The sequence below is a fragment of the Blastopirellula sediminis genome (assembly GCF_020966755.1).
GTDB classification, from domain to species: domain Bacteria; phylum Planctomycetota; class Planctomycetia; order Pirellulales; family Pirellulaceae; genus Blastopirellula; species Blastopirellula sediminis.
Map to the genome: position 1 here is coordinate 852,568 of NZ_JAJKFT010000010.1, position 19,879 is coordinate 872,446.

17 protein-coding genes and 1 pseudogene are annotated in these 19,879 nt (G+C 59.9%); 8 read left to right on the forward strand and 10 right to left on the reverse strand.

Features of this window, described 5'->3' with window-relative positions; translation table 11 throughout:
• The first annotated feature begins 69 nt into the window (after nucleotides 1–69).
• Nucleotides 70–294 (forward strand): hypothetical protein, encoded by a 225-nt coding sequence (locus LOC68_RS15045; RefSeq protein ID WP_230220224.1) that lies wholly within the window; start codon nucleotides 70–72, stop codon nucleotides 292–294.
• A gap of 78 nt (nucleotides 295–372) precedes the next feature.
• On the opposite strand, the gene LOC68_RS15050 is transcribed toward LOC68_RS15045, so the two are convergent.
• Together LOC68_RS15050 and LOC68_RS15055 are read right to left on the reverse strand one after the other, a co-directional pair.
• The gene (locus tag LOC68_RS15050; protein WP_230220226.1) at nucleotides 373–1,896 is read right to left on the reverse strand and encodes a protein kinase domain-containing protein; all 1,524 of its coding nucleotides are present in this window, start codon (nucleotides 1,894–1,896) and stop codon (nucleotides 373–375) included.
• Nucleotides 1,897–2,144: 248 nt separating this feature from the next.
• Nucleotides 2,145–2,435 carry a transcriptional regulator gene (locus LOC68_RS15055; protein WP_230220228.1) on the reverse strand — a complete coding sequence of 97 codons (291 nt, stop codon included), beginning with the start codon at nucleotides 2,433–2,435 and terminating at the stop codon, nucleotides 2,145–2,147.
• A gap of 298 nt (nucleotides 2,436–2,733) precedes the next feature.
• On the opposite strand from LOC68_RS15055, the gene LOC68_RS15060 reads away from it, so the two are divergent.
• The 4 genes from LOC68_RS15060 (at nucleotide 2,734) to LOC68_RS15075 (ending at nucleotide 8,083) form a co-directional block, all read left to right on the forward strand.
• On the forward strand, nucleotides 2,734–5,412 hold the full coding sequence (locus tag LOC68_RS15060) for a hypothetical protein (protein WP_230220230.1): 2,679 nt from the start codon (nucleotides 2,734–2,736) through the stop codon (nucleotides 5,410–5,412).
• A 90-nt stretch (nucleotides 5,413–5,502) separates the two neighbouring features.
• Complete coding sequence (locus LOC68_RS15065; RefSeq protein ID WP_230220232.1) at nucleotides 5,503–6,135, forward strand: hypothetical protein; 633 nt, start codon at nucleotides 5,503–5,505, stop codon at nucleotides 6,133–6,135.
• A 4-nt stretch (nucleotides 6,136–6,139) separates the two neighbouring features.
• Nucleotides 6,140–7,519, forward strand: a complete 1,380-nt coding sequence (locus LOC68_RS15070) for a glycerate kinase type-2 family protein (RefSeq protein ID WP_230220234.1) — start codon at nucleotides 6,140–6,142, stop codon at nucleotides 7,517–7,519.
• 6 nt (nucleotides 7,520–7,525) lie between these two features.
• Entirely contained in the window at nucleotides 7,526–8,083 is a 558-nt protein-coding gene (locus tag LOC68_RS15075; RefSeq protein WP_230220236.1) for a hypothetical protein, read from the forward strand.
• Here the strand turns inward: LOC68_RS15075 and LOC68_RS15080 are convergent.
• On the reverse strand, nucleotides 8,080–9,345 hold the full coding sequence (locus tag LOC68_RS15080; protein WP_230220238.1) for a beta-ketoacyl-[acyl-carrier-protein] synthase family protein: 1,266 nt from the start codon (nucleotides 9,343–9,345) through the stop codon (nucleotides 8,080–8,082). The two genes, LOC68_RS15075 and LOC68_RS15080, sit on opposite strands and share 4 nt — an antisense overlap.
• A 343-nt stretch (nucleotides 9,346–9,688) precedes the next feature.
• On the opposite strand from LOC68_RS15080, the gene LOC68_RS15085 reads away from it, so the two are divergent.
• Nucleotides 9,689–10,819: a fatty acid desaturase family protein gene (locus LOC68_RS15085; RefSeq protein WP_230220240.1), complete on the forward strand. Its 1,131-nt coding sequence runs from the start codon at nucleotides 9,689–9,691 to the stop codon at nucleotides 10,817–10,819.
• A 48-nt stretch (nucleotides 10,820–10,867) separates the two neighbouring features.
• Here the strand turns inward: LOC68_RS15085 and LOC68_RS15090 are convergent.
• From LOC68_RS15090 to bioD, 3 genes and pseudogenes are all read right to left on the reverse strand, one after another.
• Nucleotides 10,868–11,719: pseudogene (locus LOC68_RS15090) on the reverse strand (response regulator); the annotation flags it as partial.
• A 113-nt stretch (nucleotides 11,720–11,832) separates the two neighbouring features.
• Complete coding sequence (locus LOC68_RS15095; protein ID WP_230220241.1) at nucleotides 11,833–12,756, reverse strand: DNA-methyltransferase; 924 nt, start codon at nucleotides 12,754–12,756, stop codon at nucleotides 11,833–11,835.
• A 242-nt stretch (nucleotides 12,757–12,998) separates the two neighbouring features.
• Nucleotides 12,999–13,697 (reverse strand): dethiobiotin synthase, encoded by a 699-nt coding sequence (gene bioD / locus LOC68_RS15100; RefSeq protein ID WP_230220243.1) that lies wholly within the window; start codon nucleotides 13,695–13,697, stop codon nucleotides 12,999–13,001.
• 81 nt (nucleotides 13,698–13,778) lie between these two features.
• Here bioD and LOC68_RS15105 point away from each other — a divergent pair, with 81 nt between their 5' ends.
• Entirely contained in the window at nucleotides 13,779–14,564 is a 786-nt protein-coding gene (locus LOC68_RS15105; protein WP_230220245.1) for a class I SAM-dependent methyltransferase, read from the forward strand.
• A gap of 124 nt (nucleotides 14,565–14,688) precedes the next feature.
• Here the strand turns inward: LOC68_RS15105 and LOC68_RS15110 are convergent, their stop codons facing one another.
• Nucleotides 14,689–15,792: a cis-3-hydroxy-L-proline dehydratase gene (locus LOC68_RS15110; protein WP_230220247.1), complete on the reverse strand. Its 1,104-nt coding sequence runs from the start codon at nucleotides 15,790–15,792 to the stop codon at nucleotides 14,689–14,691.
• A 185-nt stretch (nucleotides 15,793–15,977) separates the two neighbouring features.
• On the opposite strand from LOC68_RS15110, the gene LOC68_RS15115 reads away from it, so the two are divergent.
• Nucleotides 15,978–16,742: an SIR2 family NAD-dependent protein deacylase gene (locus tag LOC68_RS15115; protein WP_230220249.1), complete on the forward strand. Its 765-nt coding sequence runs from the start codon at nucleotides 15,978–15,980 to the stop codon at nucleotides 16,740–16,742.
• On the opposite strand, the gene LOC68_RS15120 is transcribed toward LOC68_RS15115, so the two are convergent.
• The 3 genes from LOC68_RS15120 to lepB all read right to left on the reverse strand — a co-directional run bounded on the left by LOC68_RS15120 (nucleotide 16,739) and on the right by lepB (nucleotide 19,810).
• The gene (locus LOC68_RS15120) at nucleotides 16,739–17,146 is read right to left on the reverse strand and encodes a DUF5362 family protein (protein ID WP_230220251.1); all 408 of its coding nucleotides are present in this window, start codon (nucleotides 17,144–17,146) and stop codon (nucleotides 16,739–16,741) included. The genes LOC68_RS15115 and LOC68_RS15120 overlap by 4 nt on opposite strands.
• Before the next feature lie 93 nt (nucleotides 17,147–17,239).
• Nucleotides 17,240–18,010 carry an LPS export ABC transporter ATP-binding protein gene (lptB, locus tag LOC68_RS15125; RefSeq protein WP_230220253.1) on the reverse strand — a complete coding sequence of 257 codons (771 nt, stop codon included), beginning with the start codon at nucleotides 18,008–18,010 and terminating at the stop codon, nucleotides 17,240–17,242.
• Nucleotides 18,011–18,040: 30 nt separating this feature from the next.
• A complete protein-coding gene (gene lepB / locus LOC68_RS28560; protein ID WP_315858796.1) occupies nucleotides 18,041–19,810 on the reverse strand; it encodes a signal peptidase I in 1,770 nt (589 codons plus the stop codon).
• Nucleotides 19,811–19,879 lie beyond the last annotated feature (69 nt).

Consider the following 19,879-nt stretch of genomic DNA (forward strand, 5'->3'; position numbering starts at 1 on the left):
AACGCAAAATTCGTGTGCTAATTTTTCATCGAATGACGTCGCATTCTTGATACCGGGATAATTCAGACCATGAACCTACGTAAGTTGCACCTTCCGTTTTTTGTCCTGCTGACCGTCGCTTTCTGCCTGACCACCGTCGGCGAAACCAACGCGGCCTGGTTTGACGTGGTCGTCACGACCGAAGCGCAGCGCGAAGTGATTCGCGCGCAGCCGCTGCTGCAACGCCCGAATCGTCCTGGCCATGTCTATGGCAACACGGTTCGTCGCGTCCATCACTTCCGTCACGGACGCTAAGCGGATTACCCAAAAAAGAAAGGATGACCTGATCGCAGGTCATCCTTCTCTTGTTTCTTGGGCTGAATCGAGTTTCCGTTAGGAAGTTTCGACTTCCTCTTCGGCCGGCTCTTTCAGCAGTTCGCGAACCAGCGTCCGCAGTTGCCGCACCTTGATCGGCATCAGCATCACGGCGCGATGTTCGCCCAGCTTGGCGTCGTTCTTCCAAGCGGCTTGGCGCTCTTTGAGGAGCAGGATCGCCGGAATGTTGACGGTGTGCGGGTCGGTGGCGAACTTGTTGAACGCTTCCAGAGCGACCGAACCGAGATCGACGGTGCTGAACAAGCACAAGTCGGCGGCGCGGGTCCCTTCTTCCGCGAAGCGAGCCATCGCTCGTTCCGGATTGCTGATCACCAACACGCGGTAGCCATACGCCTTCAAGCGATCGCGGAGCACGTCCTGCATTTCCAGGTTTTGCTCGACGACCATGATGGTCTTGTTCATCCCTTCCATGAACTTGGCGACCGGACCGCCGCCACCTTCCGCTTCGAGCTTGGCGCGGATTTCGCCGGCAGCGCCGTCATCGCCCAGTTCCAAGCGACGCGCGGCCAGTTTCAAGTCGTTCAGCATCGCAGCGGCCGACTGGTAACGCTTGTCGGGGTTCAGTTCCATCGCTTTCATCGCGACGGCCGCAACCGAGCGCGGCAAGTCAGGCGCGACGCGGGCGATCGGCTCGTACCCGGTATAGCGAATCGGAGCGAGACGTTTCTGGCGATCGCGCGTTTCGTACAGCGGGGCGACGCCGGTGAGCATTTGGTAGTAGATCGCGCCGGCGAAGTAGATATCGCTGCGATGGTCGTCGCGCGGGGCGTTGGTCGCCATTTCGAGACCGGCGTAGTCGACGGTTCGCGGGTTGGCGGCGGCGCCGTCGTCTTGAACTTGTTCGGCGAAAGCGGCGAGACCAAAGTCGACGAGCTTCGCGCGACCGCGGCTCGAGATGAGCACGTTCGACAGCTTCAAGTCGCGATGGGTCAAGCCGCGCTCTGCGGCGTAGGCCAGACCGCTGCAGATGTCGATCATCAACTTGGTCGCGTCGGCCGGACTGAACTTGCCCCGGATGCGGAGCAGGTCGCGGAGGTTTTGACCTTCGATGAATTCAATGATCAGAAAGTAGTTCGTACCTTGTTGATACAAATTGCTTTCGGAGTGGACTTCGTAGATCGGGCAGATGTTGGGGTGCCGCAGCGCTTTGCCAAGTTCCCCTTCCTGCATGAACTGACCCGAACGTTTGGGATCTTCGCAAAAGCGTCGACGTAACACTTTGGCGGCGACCACCTTGCCGGTGTCCTTGTGTACAGTTCGGTAGACCCGGGCGAAGGTCCCGGTTCCGATCATGTAGAGCACCTTGTAGTTGCCGTAGAAATAGCCGTTCTTCAGCCCTTTCAAGAGACGCTCGACCTGGTAGTTGGTCAGGATCTCTCGGCGCAGCAAGACGTTCTGAAATTCTCCCAAGGAGACTTCGCGTGTACCTAGTTGGCCCCAGATCGCCTCCAATTGAGCAGGTTCGATCAGACCGTAATCGAGGACACGCTGCGCAAATTCTTCCGCAGACAGGTCAGCCATAGCGCATTAAGGCGCAAAATACGCGCCTTTACCCTCTTCTCGCGTGACAAGTAAAAAATCGAATGAAAAGTGCCTGTTCCTACTCGCACAATTTACTGGAGCGAAGGAGGCGAAGCAAACGTCTGTTCCGAGTTCGTCGCTTCGAGGCAGGCTGGCTCCCTTAATGTTACCACGTTCACAGAAAGTTCCGAGACAAAAAAACTCGGCGCGAGGCCGAGTTCCCATAAATCAAAGTACACCGATTGGTGTTAATCTTCGTTCGATCCCGATTTGTAATGATCTCGTTCACGGCGGGTCGCTTCGAGGTCGAACATCAGGTACTTCATGTCGAGCCGCAACTGGCTCAAAGCTTCCTGAACCAGGGTGTAAATCCGGCGGCGGCGACGGCTATTGTCGATCACCTTGTTCATGATCGGTTCCAACTTCATCCGGACGTCGCCGGGCATCTGAGCAATCGCGATCGCCAGTTCGACCAGGTCTTTCGGCAATTCGTCTTGGGCGGCTTCGTCTTGACGCTGGGTTTTGGGCGCTTGGCTCATGGTGGTTCTCTTTCTTCCGGTTCTAGCGGCGACAGGCGACGGTGGGTTTCGCCAGGGATTATAAGCACCCACCGTGCCGAGAATGCCGCGAGAACGCCACATGTCGCCGCAAACCAAATAACCACAAGCACTTACAAAAATCCGCTTTTTGCGGCACGCAGGCAACACGTTGCCAAAACACCACACGATTGATCTGGCGATATCGCCTAAATCCAGGTACAAGCCCACCTTATGCGCGACAACATCGATTTCGCGCGACGTTGCGGTTTCGCCACACTTTTTACATCTCTGATGTTGTATGCGTTATTCGTTGTTGCTTGGAATCACCGTCTGCGTCGTAACGGCCTTCTCGGCCGCTGCGCAGGCGTCGTACCAAGAGGACTTCGAGGGAGCGCAAACCAGTTTCCAACTGCTCGATCTCGACATCAACTTCCGGGTCACTCGTCACGAGCGAACGCAAGATGTCGTCCGCAGCGGCCGAGGCGCCGAGACGATCGCCTTTGAAGGAACCTCCGGCACCAAGCTGATGTTCGGCGCGGCGGTTCCGCATAGTACGGTCATCTCCGACCTGAAGCCGAGCCTCTGGGTCAAAGGAGAACGCCCCGGCGCCCAGATCGTCGTCCGGATCGTCTTCCCCCGCTTCACCGATGCCAACGGGATCCCGGCGACAATGCTCCTCGGCGGTTCCACCTATCAACAAGCGGGCCGTTGGCAACAGTTGACGATGGGAGACCTGAAAGCGGACGTCGAGCGCCGTACCGCCGCACTCCGCGCGCAATATGGCCCCGAGTTCGATCCGCGGGAAGCGTACGTCGACATCGTCGGCCTTAACTTGTACGCCGGGCCGGGGCTCACCGAGTATTGGTTTGACGACCTGGAACTGACCGGCCAATTGACGCCGCAAGGAGAAAAGTCGACGGTCAGCGTCAGTCTTCGCTCAGGCTCACCGCGCATGGAAGAGATTGGCACGCCGCCGGTTTCGGTCGTCTCTCGCGACGGCAACTTGCTGCTGGTCGACAATCAGCCGCTCGCGCATCGCGTGATCGACTATCACGGCGAACCGTTGCCCCTGTTGCGGCAGTTGGGCTTCAACGCGATTCGCATCAACCGGAAACCGGACGAAGCGTTGCTGTACGACCTGCAGCGGAACGGGATGACCTTCATCGCTCCACCGCCGCCGCAGGGTACGCTTGACGGCGCTTACCAGCGCCTACTCGCCTGGCAGATTCCGACATCGGAACGTGCCGAAGACTTTCCTGATTTCGCGCTAACCGCCGACGACGTTCGCCGCGCCGATCAAGGCGCCAATCGCCCGATTCTGGCCGCTCCGACCAACTCTCTCTACGAACACAGCCGCTTCGCCGACATCATCCTGCACAATGTGCCGATGATCGGCGGATCGTCAGCGCCGGCGGAACTCTCCGGCGAAATCGAAAAACGTTCCCTCTTCTGTTCGCAGACGACGGCCCACTGGAGCGTGATTGAAACCGACTATCCCGACGAAACGCGGCGTCAGCTCCAGGCCCTTTCGTCGCTGCCGCAAATCTCGGCCGCGATCGAAGCCGATCAGATGCAGCAACAGCTCTTTTTGGCGGCGAGCGGCGGAGCTCGCGGCTTCATCTACACGAGTCGCTCCTCCTTGGCCGACGAACGCCCCGTCAACGAATATCGCCGCGCGGCGCTGGAACTGGCCAATCGTCGGCTGGCATTGGTCGAACCATGGATCGCTGCGGCCGATCAATTGACGTCGATTCCGACTGTTAATCCAACCATCCAGGCGACGCTCCTTTCGACCCCGACCGCCAAATTGCTGATCGTCGTTCGCTCGGTCCCCGGCGATCAATTCACCGTCGCCCCTCCTTACGCCAGCGCACTTGAGATTCAGGTCCCAGGCATACCGACCGACAGCGAACCGTATCTGCTGCACAGTTCCGGCCTCCAGCAGATGCAGCATTCGCGCCGCTCCGGCGGGATGCGTCTGGTGCTGCATGATCAATCGCGTGTGGCGTTGATCGTGCTGACGCAGGACCCGATCGTGCTCCGCGACATGCGACGCCGCATCGAAGAGAACGGCCGCCGCATTACCGAACTGCAATACGAAATCGCTCAGCAGACGCTTGAACTGGCTCGCGACGTGACGGCGCAATTGCGAGGCGGAGACCAGGTCGCCAACACCCAGATCGCCTCCGCATGGGGAGACCTTCGTGAAGCGCAACGCGGGCTGGAAGTCGGCAGCATCGCGTTGGCCGAAAAGAAAGTCAACGCGGCGATGAACTCGCTAGAGCAAGTGCAACGTCTTCAATGGGAACGGACGATCGCCCAGTACTATTCGCCGCTCACCAATCCGCTGACGATCTCGTACGACCTGCTGCCGCTCGCGCTGCAGTTGCAATCGCGTCTGGCGATCATGGAACCTTCGGCCAATCGCCTGGCTGGGGGCGACATGGAAGATCTGACCTTCCTGCTGGCGACCGGCTGGCGACAGACCGAGCATCCCAGTCCCGGCGTCAAACTGCTGTGCGAACTGACCAGCACCGACGTGAAGGATGGAAACTACGCGCTCCACCTGGGGGTCTTCCCCGAGAACGAACTGACGCCGGTCTTGGCCGGCGCGGCGCCGCTGAAAATTGACTCCGGCGTCGTCGACGTCCAGCCGGGACAATTGCTGCTGATCCGCGGCTGGGTGAAGGTCCGCTCGAAAACGACGCCGGGGAAGAACGCGCTATTGATCTACGATTCGCTTGGCGGCAAACGGCTCGGACTCCATTTGCCGGCGATCGACCAATGGCAGGAATTCTCGCTGATTCGCGCCGCCGATCAGCCTGGCACGATGCGGCTCACCTTCGAGATGACCGGTTTCGCCGAAGCGACGCTCGACGACGTCACGGTCGAATTGTACGAACAACGCCGCCGCCAATCCCGTCCCACTCCGCAAATCGACAACGAGGCGTACATCGACGACGCCTGGCTGCGATAGCGGCGATGGTTTGCAGTCGGCGCAGGGGAAGCTACGATACGTTTACTTCGGCTCCCATCCTTTCCCGCCACTTGCTCGTCCTGTCGCCCGATGCCGGTCTTATTTCTGCAAGTTGAACCCGAGACGACCGCTTCGTGGTTCGACTACGTGCCGTCGCCGGTTCTGTTGGGAGTCTTGGCCGGAATCGCGGTGTTGGCGTATGCCGCGCTCCGTTGGCTCCGTCCGAAACCGGCGCCTCCGCCCGACCGAAGCTCCACCCGGATCGATATCGAACGGGGCGTGACGCAAGGACCGCGGACCCTGATCGGGCCGCGCGTCGAAGTCTATCACGTGCCGGTCCGGATCATCGCCATCGTGATCGCGCCGGCCGGTCGCAATCGTCCGATCCCGGACGAAGACCAGCTGCGCAAGATCATGGAAGCGTTCGCTCCCGGGATGATGCAGATCGTCCGCTCGCACCGCCCGGACTTTTTCCGCTGGCCCGGTCAACTGAGCGTCAGCGGTTTCGCTCAAAGCTTCTTCGTCGAAGCGGCCCTCCCCGGCGAAAAAGGGGCAGGGACTCCGTGGTGCGCGGTCGCCGGACGTTTCGACTCCGGCGGTCAGCAATACTTGATCGGGCTGGTTTGCTGCGCCGACGAAGAGAACTCCCTCAGCCACATTCAAGTCGATCGCTCACAGCAGTGGCTCGACATCTTCCGCATTCGCGAAGCGGGGACGAAGTAATCCGATGAAGCGCACCGCAGCGCAACTGCAAGAAGATCTGCTCGCCATTTGGCGAGCCGGCGTCGACGCCGTCGATAGCGAACGTCTCTTGCGCGAGAACGTCGAACTGGTCGGCAACTTTCTCCGCCTGGCCGATATCGAACTCGATCTTGCCGAAATCGATCGAATCTACGTCGTCGGCGCCGGGAAAGCCGGAGCCGGCATGGCGGCCGGTCTCGAAGCGGCGCTTGGCGCCGACCTGATGCAGGCCAAGCAAGTGCGCGGTTTGCTCAGCGTTCCGGAAGATTGCGTTCGCCGCTTATCTCGCATCGAGCTCCGCGGCGGTCGTCCGGCCGGAGTCAACGCGCCGACTGAAGCCGGCGTCCAAATCGCCAGTGAGATCCTCGACGGCGTCGGTCGACTGAACGAACGAGACCTTTGCATCGCCCTGATCTCCGGCGGCGGTTCGGCGCTGTTGCCGGCCCCGATCGCCGGCGTCACGCTGGCCGACAAACAAGCGATCACCAAATACCTGAGCGGCGCCGGCGCCGACATCGTCCATCTGAATACAGTCCGCAAACAACTGAGCCGCATCAAAGGGAACGGTCTGGCGGTTGCGTGTCGCGCGGGCTATCTCGTCTCGATGATCATCTCGGACGTGCTTGGCGATCCGCTCGACGTGATCGCCTCCGGGCCGACCGTTCCCGATTCGTCCAGTGCCGCCGATGCGCTGCAAATCTTGCGAGACTTTGGCGCCGCTGGCTTGCCGCAGTTCGCCGCGATCGTTTCCGTGCTGCAGCAGAAACAGAAGTCGGCGCCGCAGCCGACTTGTGACGTTTACAACTTCGTCATCGGCAACAACGCGGTCGCGGTCGACGCGGCAGGGATCGAAGCGGAACGCCGCGGCTATTCGCACGCGATGACCTCGGCCCGGCAAAGCGAAGGTCAGGCCGAAGCGGTCGGGCGCCATCTAGCCGAGATGACGCTCCGGATGCGCGACTCGAAAGGGCCCGACTGTCTAATCACCGGCGGCGAACCGGTCGTACAGCTCGCCGACGAAGCGGAGCGGGGGATGGGGGGTCGGAATCAACAGCTGACGCTCGCCGCTTACAAGCGACTTTGCGAACTCTCTCCAACCGATCCGATGCAAGGAATGGCGATCCTGAGCGGCGGAACCGACGGCGAAGATGGCCCGACCGATGCGGCCGGAGCCTGGATCGACGCCGCGGGCTCAACGCAGGCGCAAGAATTACAGCTTTCCGCCGAAGACTACTTGCGGCGTAACGACGCGTATCACTTTTTTCAGCCGCTCGATCGACTTCTGAAGACCGGTCCGACGCATACCAACGTCTGCGACCTGCGCGTCGCAGTGGTCGACCGGATCGAAACCGCTTCTCGCAAGTGAAGTCCTATGTCGGAATCGCTGAAAATCATCTTGATGTGCATCGCGGCGGCGATTCTGTATGGCGTTTGCCATGACATGATCACCACGCGGATTTGTCTGGAATACTTCACCGTTTTCCATGCGCCGGTTTGGGGCGGCGCGACCGATCCGACCGTCTTGGCGCTCACCTGGGGAGCGAAAGCGACGTGGTGGGTTGGCCTGATTCTATCGATCCCAGCCGTGCTGTTGGCGCGAGCCGGCGCTCCGCCGAAACTGGCGGCCCGCGATCTGGTTCGCCCGATCGGCTACTTGCTGCTGACGATGGCGATTGGTTCGCTGGTCGCGGGATTGGTCGCTTGGCGACTCGCCGAAGGGGGCGTGATTTGGCCGGCGCCTGATTTCGCCCGCTTGATGAAGCGGGAAGCGCACGTCGGATTTCTGATCGACGCGTGGGCCCATTCAGCCGCGTACGCTTTCGGCTTCTTTGGCGGCATCGCCGTATGCATCTGGATTTGGATGCAGCGCCGCATTTTACGCGGGCGAGAAGCGCTCGCCGCACGAGAAGAAGAAAGTGCGAGCGACTAAGCTCGCTTCAAGGCGACCGCGGTCACTTGACCGGTTCGGTTTTGCGTCAGGCTCAACACCGCCTTCATCGAAGCGGACAACGGCTGGCCATGGACGACGTTGACCGGGCAGGTCGGATCAGGCGTTTCGTAGTTCAAGGTCTGCGGAATCAGCGACTCTTGCAGCATCATCGTCGCGGTCACCAGATCGATCGCACCGCACCCGGCGCCGATGTGCCCGGTCATGCTCTTGGGAGCGGTCACCGGAACGTCGCCGAGCGTTTCGGCGATCGCCGCCGCTTCGAGCGCGTCGTCGTCTCGCATGCTAACCCCATGCGCGATCACGGCGCCAACATCCTTGGCTGACAACTTGGCTTCTTCAAGCGCCGCTGCAATACTGCTGGCGACGGCGCCGGAGGTGAACGGTTGATTCTTTTCAGTCCGAGCGAAACGGCAAGCGTCGCCGCCGACGACCGCCAGGATCTGGGCGCCGCGGGCTTCGGCCGTCGCTCGGCTTTCCAGCACCATCGCAGCGGCGCCTTCGCCATGGACCGAACCGTCTCGATCTTTGTCGAACGGTCGGCAGGCTTTGCTCGGATCGACGTCTTTGTGCGAGAGGAGTTCCGGACCGCGGAACATCAGGGCGTTAATCGCGACCCGCGAACCGGTTCCGCCGACGATCATCGTGTCGACATGTCCGCGGCGAATCTGCGACGCCCCTTCCGAAAAGGCGACGTGCGACGAAATCGAGTCGCTACAGATCGTATTGTTGTGGCCGCGGCCGTCAAAATAGATCCCGACATGACAGGCCGGCATGTTCGGCAAGTACTTGAGCATCCAGAGGGGGTTAATCTCAGAGGTAAACGCATCCCCCCAGTTCTCAAACAGGAACTCGCCATCTTTCAAGCATTTGGCGTAGGCCGAGATCATGTCGTCGTAGTTCGAGAAGAACATCTCGCTGCCGTAGACGACTCCCAGCCGATCGGGATCGACGCTTCCCGGCTCGAGACCCGCTTGCTCCATCGCCATGGCGGCGGCCGAGAACCCGGTCTGGATCTCGCGACACATCACCTTCAGGCTTTTCCGCGGCTTAACGTAGATCTTGGGGTCAAAATCGCGGATCTCTCCCCCAAAGTTTGCGGGGAAACCTGGCGCAGCGAACTGCTCCAAGGGGGCGATGCCGCACTTTCCCTCGAGCAGCGCGTTCCAGAAAACCGGAACGCCGATGCCGGTCGGGGCGACGACGCCTAGTCCGGTGATCACAACTTCGACAGGTTCTGCCATGAGGGGTCCGAAAAGCCCGTTGGGAAAAATTAGCGGTAACGGTAGTTAATTCGGGTCAACCGCGCGAAAAATGCCGCCCGATGGCGAATCTACTGATTGTCGCCGTTGTAGTAAATGCGCAAAGGCCCGCTTCCTTGCTTATCTACCCGAACTTCCACTATTCTAGTCACTCTGGATAAAATAAAACGACTTTACCGATCACGGAAACTTTGGTATCCCGACTGGTGTCATCTGCCGTTAATTATGGATAGTTTTCGCCGAACCACTCAACCCGATGTAGGATGGTTTCTACGGAGGGCTTGGATTTCTCGCATTTGATCGCTGCGAAAAAGGTAAGCATCCAATGAGTCTCGCCGATACGCGTTCATCGATTTCGCAAAAACGCCCCGCCGCTCGTCCCGAGGTTTCGCTGGCCAACGCCCGGCGAATTGTACACGACCTGCTGAAGCCCAACCCGGTCATCTATTGGACCGACATGCTGGTTTCGTTCACGATCGCGGCGACCGCTTTTCACTTCGTAAGGGTCTGCCCCCCCTTCTCGCTGGCGCAGATCGGCCTCTTCATGCTCAGCTGCCTCATGTTCTATCGCCTGGCGATGTTCATTCATGAAATGGTGCACATGCGGGCAGGGTCGTTCACTTACTTTCGCATCGTCTGGAACATCTTGATCGGTATTCCGTTCCTGATGCCTTCATTCGTTTATTACACCCATCTCGATCACCATCGCCGCAAGCATTACGGCACCGACAAAGATGGGGAATATCTGGCGCTCGGACAAAATGGGCGCTGGCAGATGATCGGTTTCGTGTTGAGCAGCGTCGTCGTTCCGATCATCGTCGTCTTTCGCTGCCTGGTGCTGACGCCGCTAACCTGGTTCAGTCCCAAGCTGCGCAAATTCGTTTATACGCACGCGTCGTCCATGGTGATGGACCCGACCTACATTCGCCCCCTGCCGACCGAACAAGCGCTCCGCATCATGCGTCTGCAAGAGACCGCTTGCTTCCTCTGGTGCCTGGGGTTTGCGATCGGCGTGCTGACCTTCGGTAAGTTTCCCTTTCCCGTCCTGCTGCAAGCTTACTTGACCAGCGTGACGGTTCTGACGCTCAATGCGATCCGCACCTTAGGGGCGCATCGGTTCGACAACGACGAAGGGGAGATGACCTTCCTCGAACAATTGCTCGATTCGATCAACTATCCATACCGTCCTTGGATCACCGAACTGTGGGGCCCGACGGGAACGCGCTATCACGCGCTGCATCATCTCTTCCCCTCGCTGCCGTACCACAACATGCCGGAAGCGCATCGCCGCTTGATGGAGCAACTACCGGAAGATGCGCCGTATCGGCAAACGAATCGCGTCACGCTGATTTCGGGGATCATCGACCTGTGGCGCCGGTCCAAAGAGGTCGAACGTCGTCACGCCGCCGAGCGCCGCGCCGCTCGCCAGGCAAAGGTCGATTCGACCGTCGGCTAACGGCGAAACCGACTTTAACACGTACGCCGGCGAGTTTTTGACCAGGGTGACTTCGTTCCCCGACTCGTTGAAGATCACTTCGTCGACGAACGTATGGATCAACACCAGGCCGCGCTTATCGGCCTGGATAAGACGCGATGGATCAAGCTGCACGTCGGGCAATTGCCCCAGATCGAAGCCGTTCCCTTCGTCTCGAATCATGAACCGCGCCTGGTCAGGCGCCAGATTCGCACGGACGTGAACGCGGCGCTGGTTATACGGCGCTTCTTCACGACGAACGGCGGCCGCTTCGTCGGGATGATCCAAATGACTCGACGAGATCTCGAGATTGCCGTGGTAGATCGCGTTGCGGATCGCTTCGGCGATCGCTTTGCCAAGCCGAATCGAGCCATGCTGATCGACGATCCCGAACTCGATTGTCGACTGCTGCAGCTTGGTGACGAGCGGACCGACCAGACTGACGTCGTTCTCGATTTCGTACCGCAGCTCTTCGTACTGAAGGCAATGCGATAACCGCTTTTGCGGTCGCTCTCGATCAGAGATCTGCAGTACGCTTTCGACCGAGTGGGCTAACTCTTTGGCGAGCGTATCTTTCGGGACGTAATCGGCGGCGCCTTGCAGCAGCGCTTGCAGCGCGATGTCTTCGCTCCCATGCCCCGTGATCAGAATCGCCGGCACCGTCGGGTAGTGCTCACGCAGTTTCGCCACCAGTTGCATGCCGTCCATCTCGGGCATCTGCAAATCGGTGATCACCGCCAGCGGCAACTTCGCTTCGATCTGCTCTAACGCGTCGAGTCCATTGGATGCGTATTCGACTTGGTAATGGGTTTGGCTTTCCAACAAGCCGCCGACCAACTTGCGATCGACCGCCGCATCGTCCACGACGAGCAGATGGCTCATAGCAACAATCTCTGCATGTAATCAAAGTTCGATGAAGAACCCCGATTATGGAGATACGATCGTCATTACGGCCAGCAGTCGCGACAAATCTTCACGAGACGTTCACGGGAACGTTACTTTTTGGCGGTCGCCCGTTTCTTGGCGGTCCGCTTTTTCGGTTTGACGTCGTCGACGTGTCGGCCATTGGCGGTGCTGGGGGCGCTCATGGACGGTTCCGGCGAACCAGTCAGCGGATCCCCCGACTTGACCTCTTCGATCCGCGACTGAGCGGCCGCCGCATACTCCTGCGACATCTCGAATCCCAAGTAGCGACGTCCCAATTTCTTGGCCACGACCAACGTCGATCCACTGCCGGCGAACGGGTCGAGGACCGTTTCCCCTTCGCTGCTGGAGACCTTGATGATCCGGCCAAGCAGCTGTTCCGGCATCTGGCAGCCATGGAACCCGGCTCGTTCTTTGAACGTCCCCGCCACCCGCGGAAAGTGCCAGGTATCCTCTTCGGACTGGAAGCTCTCTGGAATGTCTTGGGGCCGCAGGACCCAGGTATCATCCGGAACGCGCCCCTTCGGATTGGCGCGACGATCGCCGTAAACGAGCATCCGCGCCGACGGGACCCGAATCGACATGTCGTTAAAGGTGAACTTCTCCGGATCGCGGACGAAGTAGAAGAGGTGGGTATGGCTACGGGTGAACTTCGCTTTGCAGTGCATCCCGAAGGTGTAATACCAGACGACCCAGTTGCGGCAATGAAGTCCCAGATCGCGCGTCGCGAGCACCTTCAGCTCGGCGGCGAAGTCGTCGCCGATCGCCAGCCAGAAGCTGCCGTCCTCTTTCAGGACGCGCACCACCTGCTCCATCCAGCCGCGGCTCCACTCCAGATACTCGTCGGCCGAGCGACGATCGTCGTAGACGTCGTACTTATAGCCGATGTTGAACGGCGGATCGGCGAAGACCAAATCGACCGAGCCGTCAGGCAGCTTCTTCATCCCCTGAATGCAGTCTTCGTTCTTCAGCTTATCGAGCGCGACCTTCGGCAAGGGATGGCCCTCCTGGCGATGAATTCAATTGGCGATTTGGTATGCAATATGATAACCGGCGCGGCGTTTCGCGCCAGCCTTTGTCTCGGCAGTTTCGCGATTTGCCGGGCGGTTTTGCAGCCAATTGTCGCCATTAATAGCCCGAAGCGCAAGCGAGGGAAATGCGCTGGGCAATTCCCATCCGTTTCGAGGCGGCCGTCCGCAATTCCCTCGCTCGCGCTTCGGGCTACGAAAGAAGTGGGCTACGCGCCTCTGGCGAGCGCCAGCCAATCGATCTGCCCCGGCAGTTCCGACGCCGCGTACGGCACGTGCGCGAGCATCGGCGGGACGCAGCGCTGCTGCAGCTGGTCGAAGTTGCTGGCGCGGCTGATATCGTCCGGCTGCGGCGCGATGTCGTTGAGAATCACGCCGGCGATCTCCAAACCGTTGCGAAAGACCGACGCTGTGATCAGCGTCTGGAGCGTTTCGTTGATCACCCCCAAACGATTGGCCGCGACGACAATCAGCGGATAGCCGAAATCATTGGCGAGGTCGGCGACGTACTCTTCGTCCGCCATCGGAGACATCAGCCCCCCGGCGCCTTCGACCAGCAGCAAATCGCACCGATCGATCCAAACCTCGGCGCCGCGGCGGAGGAGTTCCGTATCGAGCTCTTTCCTCTCGGCTCGCGCCGCCAAATGGGGCGCAAGGGGAGCGGCGAACTTCTGCGGGCAAACTTCGTCGAGGGTTCCGGGCCGACCAGCTGCTTCCCACAGCTGGACCGCATCTTCGGCAACCAAGCCCCCCTCTTCGAGACGGCAACCGCTCGCGGCCGGTTTGTAGACGCCCAAGCGGATTCCGGCGGCGGCGATCTGACGCGCAATCAGCGACGCGACGTACGTCTTGCCGACCTCGGTGTTGTTGCCCGTAATGAAAAGCCCTAGCGGCGGTTTGCGGATCATGAAATTAAGCCTAACAAGCCGAGCGGCGCTCGGCGACGCCCCCTGATCGAAACCGCCGCCGGCGGTCTATAATCTCTGGCTATGACGGGCAAACGAAAACCTCGATGGCAGCTTCCCAGCGGCGTAACCCGCGGCACGATGGACTACGTCGAGTCGCCGGCGATCGCGGACGACTACGACGAGTATTTCGCCTTCAGCGAACTCTTCCAGTTTGACGAAGCGGTCGTCGCCGAGTCGATTCCGCCGACCGGACTGGTCGCCGATCTGGGGTGCGGCACCGGCCGAGCGCTCGTTCCGCTGGTCCGTCGCGGCAATCGGGGCCTGGCGGTTGATCTATCGGCCGAGATGCTCCGCGTCGTCGCCGAGAAGGCGAAGCTCGACGATCTCGACATTACGTGCGTTCAGGCCAACCTGGTCGATCTCAGCGCGATCGAAACCAACTCGGTCGATCATGCGATCTGCCTCTTCAGCACGATGGGGATGATTCACGGCGCCGAGAATCGCGCCCAGTTTCTGGCCCATGTGAAGCGGATCCTCAAGCCCGGCGGCAAGTTCGTGGTCCACGTCCACAACTTCTGGTTCAACCTGTTCGAGCCAAGCGGCTTCAGCTGGGTCGCGCTCCACCTGTTTCGGTCGCATGTGCTGAAGTGGCATGAGCGCGGCGACAAGTACTACGACTACCGCAACATCCCGAACTTCTTTTTACACGTCTTCAGCCGGGGCGAACTGCTGAAAGCGCTCCGCTCGGCCGATCTCGAGATTGATCGCGTCATTCCGCTGGCGATGAACCGTCAGAATCGGCTGCGAGCCAGTTGGCTACTCGGCGGCTATCGCGCAAGCGGCTGGATCGTGGTCTGCTCGGCCTAAAGGGTTAGCCGCGAAAGCTCAAACGGCAAAACGCTCGCCGCAAACGCGCCGGCCGCGGATTGACGCTTCTTGCCGACTTCGTCGGCCCAGATAGCGGGAGCTATCTGGGCTAACCGGTTGGTTTCTACTTATAGACGGCGACTGGTTTGCCGAGCACGTCAAGCTTCGGCGTGATGCCGAGACCTGGTTCCTTCGACGCCGCCATGCGTCCGCTGACGCGCTGCGGCGCTCCTTCGGCGATACTCTTGGTGACGTAGCTGTTAAAGTCGGTCGACGAGAAGAGGAACTCGGTCGGCGTGCTATGAGCGAGATGCGCGATCGCGGCGGTGACGATATCGCCCCCCCAGGTATCTTCGATCGTCATCCCGATTCCCAAGGACGCACACATGTCGCGGGCCTGGCGCGCCTTCGTCAGACCGCCGAGCTTGCTGATCTTCAGATTGACGACGTCAGCCGCGCGATCGCTCGCACATTCGACAATCCGATCGATGCTGTCGATCACTTCGTCCAGGATGAAGGGGAGGGTGGTCCGTTCGCGAATCACGCGACAATCTTCGTACGAAGGGCAGGGCTGCTCGATGTAGACGTCGACGTCGCGAACGGCGTTCACCACGCGGAGCGCCTCGTGCTTGAGCCACCCGGTGTTGGCGTCGGCGACCAGCTTGTCCCCTGGCTGCAACATCTCGGCCGCTTCGCGGATCCGCTCGATATCTTCGTTCGGATTGCCGCCGACCTTCAATTGGAAGCGACGATACCCTTCGCCTCGATACATCGCGACGTTCTCGGCCATCTCGGCCGGCGGTCGCTGCGAGATCGCGCGGTAGAGCGTCACGTCTTCGCCGTAGCGTCCCCCGAGCAGCGTGCAGACCGGCAAGCCGGCCACTTGCCCCAGAATGTCCCAGCAGGCGACGTCAATCGGCGATTTGACGTACGGATGCCCCTTGAGCAGGTAATCCATCTTCCGGTTCAGCTTCGCCAGTTCCGTCGGATCGTCGCCAATCAGTTGCGGCGCAAGTTCGGCGATGCCAGTTCGGACCCCAGCGGCGTAGGCAGGCAAATAAACCGGCCCAAGCGGGCAAGCCTCGCCGTGGCCAATGATCCCTTCATCGGTCTCGACTCGCACGACCGTGCTGTCAAAGACGGAGACGCTTTTTCCTTCGCTCCACGCGTAGTTCCCCTCGCGTAGCGGCAAATCAACCTGGTAAACGGATATCGACGTGATCTTCATGACGGGGCTCGATAGGAGGTGGCGGAGCAGGAAGGGAAGACGCTTCGATTATAGCGTACGGACTCAGCATTTGTACACAATAAACGCGCCGGCTAGGTGAACCAGAAGGAAACCAGCCTTGTCGAAACAGCAGTACAATACCGGCAACGCGGCCTACCCTAATCCTAGCACGTGAGCGTAGAAAAATGAGCGAAGCGGACGACATCGCTTTGGTCGCCAAATGGCTGGCCGCGTCAAAATCGACCGTTCTGTTTACCGGCGCCGGCATCAGCACCGAGAGCGGCATTCCCGACTTTCGCTCCCCCGGCGGCGTTTGGACCCGCTATCGCACGATCTATTTTGACGAGTTCTGCCGTTCTCCGTCCGCACGCCGCGAGTACTGGGAACAGAAGGCGGAAGCCCATACCGAATTCGCCGCCGCCGCTCCCAACGCTGGACACCAAGTTTTGGCCGAGTGGGAATCGCGCGGAGTCGCTCGCGGGGTCATCACGCAGAACATCGACGGCTTGCACCAAATCGCCGGCAATCAAAACGTGCTGGAATTGCACGGCACCGCCCGGGCGGCGACCTGTCTCGACTGTTCGGCCCGCTTTGATATCGAGCCGCTGATCGCCGAGTTTCGACAGACCGGCCAGGTTCCCTTGTGCCCCAAGTGCGTCAAAGGACGTTTGAAGCATGCGACCGTTTCGTTCGGTCAGATGCTGCCGACCGACGTCTTGGAGAGGGCGTACGATTGGTGCGGCGAGGCGGAGCTGATTTTGGCGATCGGTTCTTCGCTGGTCGTCACGCCAGCCGCCGACTTGCCGGTCTACGTGAAACGAAACGGCGGCCGCATCGTCATCTTGAACCGCGACGAAACGGGCCTCGACTCGATCGCCGACGTCAAACTGACCGGCGGCATTGGCGCCACGCTGTCGGCGATTGACGTGGCCCTTTCCGGCGGCGCTTAGAAGAACGCGTTGAAGCCGATCGCGAAGACGATTAGTGCAACATAGAAGGCGAATATCGCCATGATAATCGCTTGAAAGATGGCGGCGACCTTAATCGAAGTCGCCAGTTTTTGAATCGACATTTGCAGCAAACGACTATCCTGCAAACGGTGCGCTTCGGAGATCAGCGACGCATGTTGCCACAGGAGCACTCCCGCCCAGATCGGCAGCCAACCGACGATAATTCCGGAAATCGAAATGATGAGCAAGATCCCCACCAGGATCATCGCAACCGCGAAGATCTTCGACCAGACGCCGATCTTTACTAGCGGCTGCAAGATGCCGAGCGAACCCAGCGATTCGACGCCGGTCGTCGAGAGGGAAGAATCGGCTTCGGCAGGAGAGGCGAAAGGATTGTCCGACATGCGGTCCACTTTCTACGAAAGAGCGAGTTAGTCGCCGCTGTCGGCGACTAACTATCGTGACCCAATCGCAACGTGACCGCAATCGTTCGCGAACTAAGCCGCTGCGCCGGTACGGTCAAACGCGCGATGCAGATTGCCAAAGTAGTATTCGATCGCGTCGGGATGCTTCACCACTTCGTCGGGGCGTCCTTCGCACAAGATCTTGCCGCGATGGACGACGTAGCAGCGGTCGATAATCTCGAGCGTCTTTTCGGCCTGGTGGTCGGTGATCAAAATCGAGATCCCCCACTGCCGCAGTTCTTTAATGATCAGCTGGATGCTGTCGACGGTGACCGGATCGATCCCGGTGAACGGTTCGTCGAGCATGATGATTTCAGGATCGGAAACCAAACAGCGTGCGATTTCCAATCGGCGACGTTCGCCTCCAGAGAGAGACGCGGCGCGCGACTTGCGAATGTGGGTGATGTCGAACCGGTTAAGCAGCTCTTCGCACCGTTTGCGGCGCGTCTTGCCGTCCATCCCCAGCAGCTCCATCACGCCGAGCAGGTTCTGCTCGACCGTCAGCTTGCGGAAGACGCTGGAGTCCTGGGCCAGGTATCCCATTCCGCCGTCGCGGCAACGCTTGAACATCGGCCAGTCGGTGACGTTCTTGCCGTTGAGATAGACCTTTCCCTTGTTTGGTTCGATCATACCGCAGGTCATGCGGAAGCTGGTCGTCTTGCCGGCGCCGTTGGAGCCGAGCAAACCGACAATTTCGCCGCGACGGACGTCAAAGGTGACTCCATCGACCACTTTGCGTTTGCCGTAGACCTTTTCCAGGTCGTTGGCTGACAGAATGAGCTCTTCCATGGTCTCGCTGCGCATCCATGCCGCGTCGAGAAGCGATCGAGCGAGTTACTCGATGAACTTCATCCGACGGAAATTAGGAAAGTAAGGAATCGGTTTGTGCGTTGAGTGGGGCCAGTAGACGAACAGCGCCTTGCCGATCAGCAAGTCGCCGGGGACGTACTGTTCGCCGATCGGCCACAGGCGGCCGTCCAGGCTCGCCGCGCTATTATCCCCCAGGGGGAAATACTGCTCTTCTTCCATCGTGAACGAGACGAGCGCCCGCATGTCCCACAGCTCGGAAGAGTTCCAGAGGTGAGGACTACGCATGATCTCTAAAATCTGATTGTCGGCCTGCGGACGATCGCCGCCCGGAGTGTGATAGTCGAGGATCGGTTCATGACTGCGCGATCGACGCGTCTGGGTCGAATCGGCGATGTAGTAAACGTCGCGTTTGATTCGCAAGCTCTTCGCCGACAACTCGACGCCGCGCGAGCCGATACCGACCGGCAACAGGTCGCCGGGGTCGTCTTCGCTCCAGAACGGCTTCACGTTGCGGGGAGAGACGAAGGTCGCCGGCGACGACAAGGTAACCAGGCTGTCGTCGACCCAAAGACGCAATTCGTCATCGCAGTTGGCGAAGCGAACCGAATGCTGCCCCGGTCCGCGAACCGCGGTCTGGGCGGTGATCGTCGGGCCGTCGGCGGCGTCGAACGTGATCTTGTCGCCGATGATCGACAGCGTCGCTTTGCCGGTCGCCACGTCAAACGTGCAGCGGAATTTATGCTGTCCCTCGACCAGTTCGAGAATGACCTCGCCGGAATTGGACTTGATGTTCAGATCCGCTTCCACCGCCAGATCGCCCACCCAATGCATGCCGTAGTCGCGAGCCGGCAAGCCCGGCGTTCCGGCGTAGGAGGCGGCGTTGTAGACGTTGAAGTCGGTGATCAAGCTGCTGTCGTCTTCGCGAGCTCGTTCGGCGTTCACCTTCTGCCCATGCTTGGCCGAATTCCAATCGGACGAATCGGGGAAAATGTTGCGATAGCGGAGCCAGTCAACTTCGCCGCCGCTCGGATTGCAGACGTACGGGAACTCGGCGTCATCCTGCTTTTGCCAAGCCGTGCTGCTCAGCGGGAACGGCTCAAAGCGATTGGGGTAACCGGCTTCTTCGAGATCGGGATTCGGAAAGTCCGAATCATACACCATCTGCAATAGCGTCAGCTGTTTGCGGGGAGGCTTGCGAGCGATCTTGCCGACTTCATCTTGCGGATCGTCGGAGATGTAGATGTCGCCGTGCCAGATGTGGACCGTTTCGCCGGGAAGACCGATCAGACGCTTGATGTAGTTGACGCTTGGCTCTTGCGGCTGTTTGAAGACGATCACGTCCCAGCGCTTGGGCGAGAAGAACTCGTAAGCGAATTTGCTTACCAGGATTCGATCGCCAGGGTACGACGGCATGTTTTCGATGTTCTGCACCGTGTGGTACAGCGGATCGATCGTGCCGATCAGATTGTGCCCTTCGATCTCTTGTCCGGAACTTGCGTTGACTTCTTCACTGGCGCCGACGTGATATTCGTAGCCGGTCTCTTCGTCGAGGACGTCTTTGTGCCGACCGAACAAGGTCGGGGCCATCGATCCGGTCGGAATGATGAACGCTTCGGCCTCGAACGCGCGGAACAACAGCGCCAGCACGATCGCGATCGCCACCGATTCGATGAACTCGCGGGTGATCGCGAAGTTATCGGCCGCCGACTTTTTGGCCGGAGCGGCCTTCTTCGGCGGCGGCATCGGAGTAGCGCCTTCGGGAATCGCGGATTTGGTTCGGTTCTTACGGGCCATGCACGTTCTCAGACAATTGGGGCGCTCGACGGGGGCGCCGGAAGCGAAACTATACCGGATTTGCCGATC

Bases quoted from the DNA above. Each gene is read 5' to 3' on its own strand.
- LOC68_RS15050 (WP_230220226.1), bottom strand. From the start codon at position 1,896: ATGGCTGACCTGTCTGCGGAAGAATTTGCGCAGCGTGTCCTCGATTAC.
- LOC68_RS15120 (WP_230220251.1), bottom strand. From the start codon at position 17,146: ATGTCGGACAATCCTTTCGCCTCTCCTGCCGAAGCCGATTCTTCCCTC.
- bioD (WP_230220243.1), bottom strand. From the start codon at position 13,697: ATGATCCGCAAACCGCCGCTAGGGCTTTTCATTACGGGCAACAACACC.
- LOC68_RS15110 (WP_230220247.1), bottom strand. From the start codon at position 15,792: ATGAAGATCACGTCGATATCCGTTTACCAGGTTGATTTGCCGCTACGC.
- LOC68_RS15075 (WP_230220236.1), top strand. From the start codon at position 7,526: ATGTCGGAATCGCTGAAAATCATCTTGATGTGCATCGCGGCGGCGATT.
- LOC68_RS15045 (WP_230220224.1), top strand. From the start codon at position 70: ATGAACCTACGTAAGTTGCACCTTCCGTTTTTTGTCCTGCTGACCGTC.
- LOC68_RS15060 (WP_230220230.1), top strand. From the start codon at position 2,734: ATGCGTTATTCGTTGTTGCTTGGAATCACCGTCTGCGTCGTAACGGCC.
- LOC68_RS15105 (WP_230220245.1), top strand. From the start codon at position 13,779: ATGACGGGCAAACGAAAACCTCGATGGCAGCTTCCCAGCGGCGTAACC.
- LOC68_RS15115 (WP_230220249.1), top strand. From the start codon at position 15,978: ATGAGCGAAGCGGACGACATCGCTTTGGTCGCCAAATGGCTGGCCGCG.
- LOC68_RS15080 (WP_230220238.1), bottom strand. From the start codon at position 9,345: ATGGCAGAACCTGTCGAAGTTGTGATCACCGGACTAGGCGTCGTCGCC.
- LOC68_RS15055 (WP_230220228.1), bottom strand. From the start codon at position 2,435: ATGAGCCAAGCGCCCAAAACCCAGCGTCAAGACGAAGCCGCCCAAGAC.
- LOC68_RS15065 (WP_230220232.1), top strand. From the start codon at position 5,503: ATGCCGGTCTTATTTCTGCAAGTTGAACCCGAGACGACCGCTTCGTGG.
- lptB (WP_230220253.1), bottom strand. From the start codon at position 18,010: ATGCGCAGCGAGACCATGGAAGAGCTCATTCTGTCAGCCAACGACCTG.
- lepB (WP_315858796.1), bottom strand. From the start codon at position 19,810: ATGGCCCGTAAGAACCGAACCAAATCCGCGATTCCCGAAGGCGCTACT.
- LOC68_RS15085 (WP_230220240.1), top strand. From the start codon at position 9,689: ATGAGTCTCGCCGATACGCGTTCATCGATTTCGCAAAAACGCCCCGCC.
- LOC68_RS15070 (WP_230220234.1), top strand. From the start codon at position 6,140: ATGAAGCGCACCGCAGCGCAACTGCAAGAAGATCTGCTCGCCATTTGG.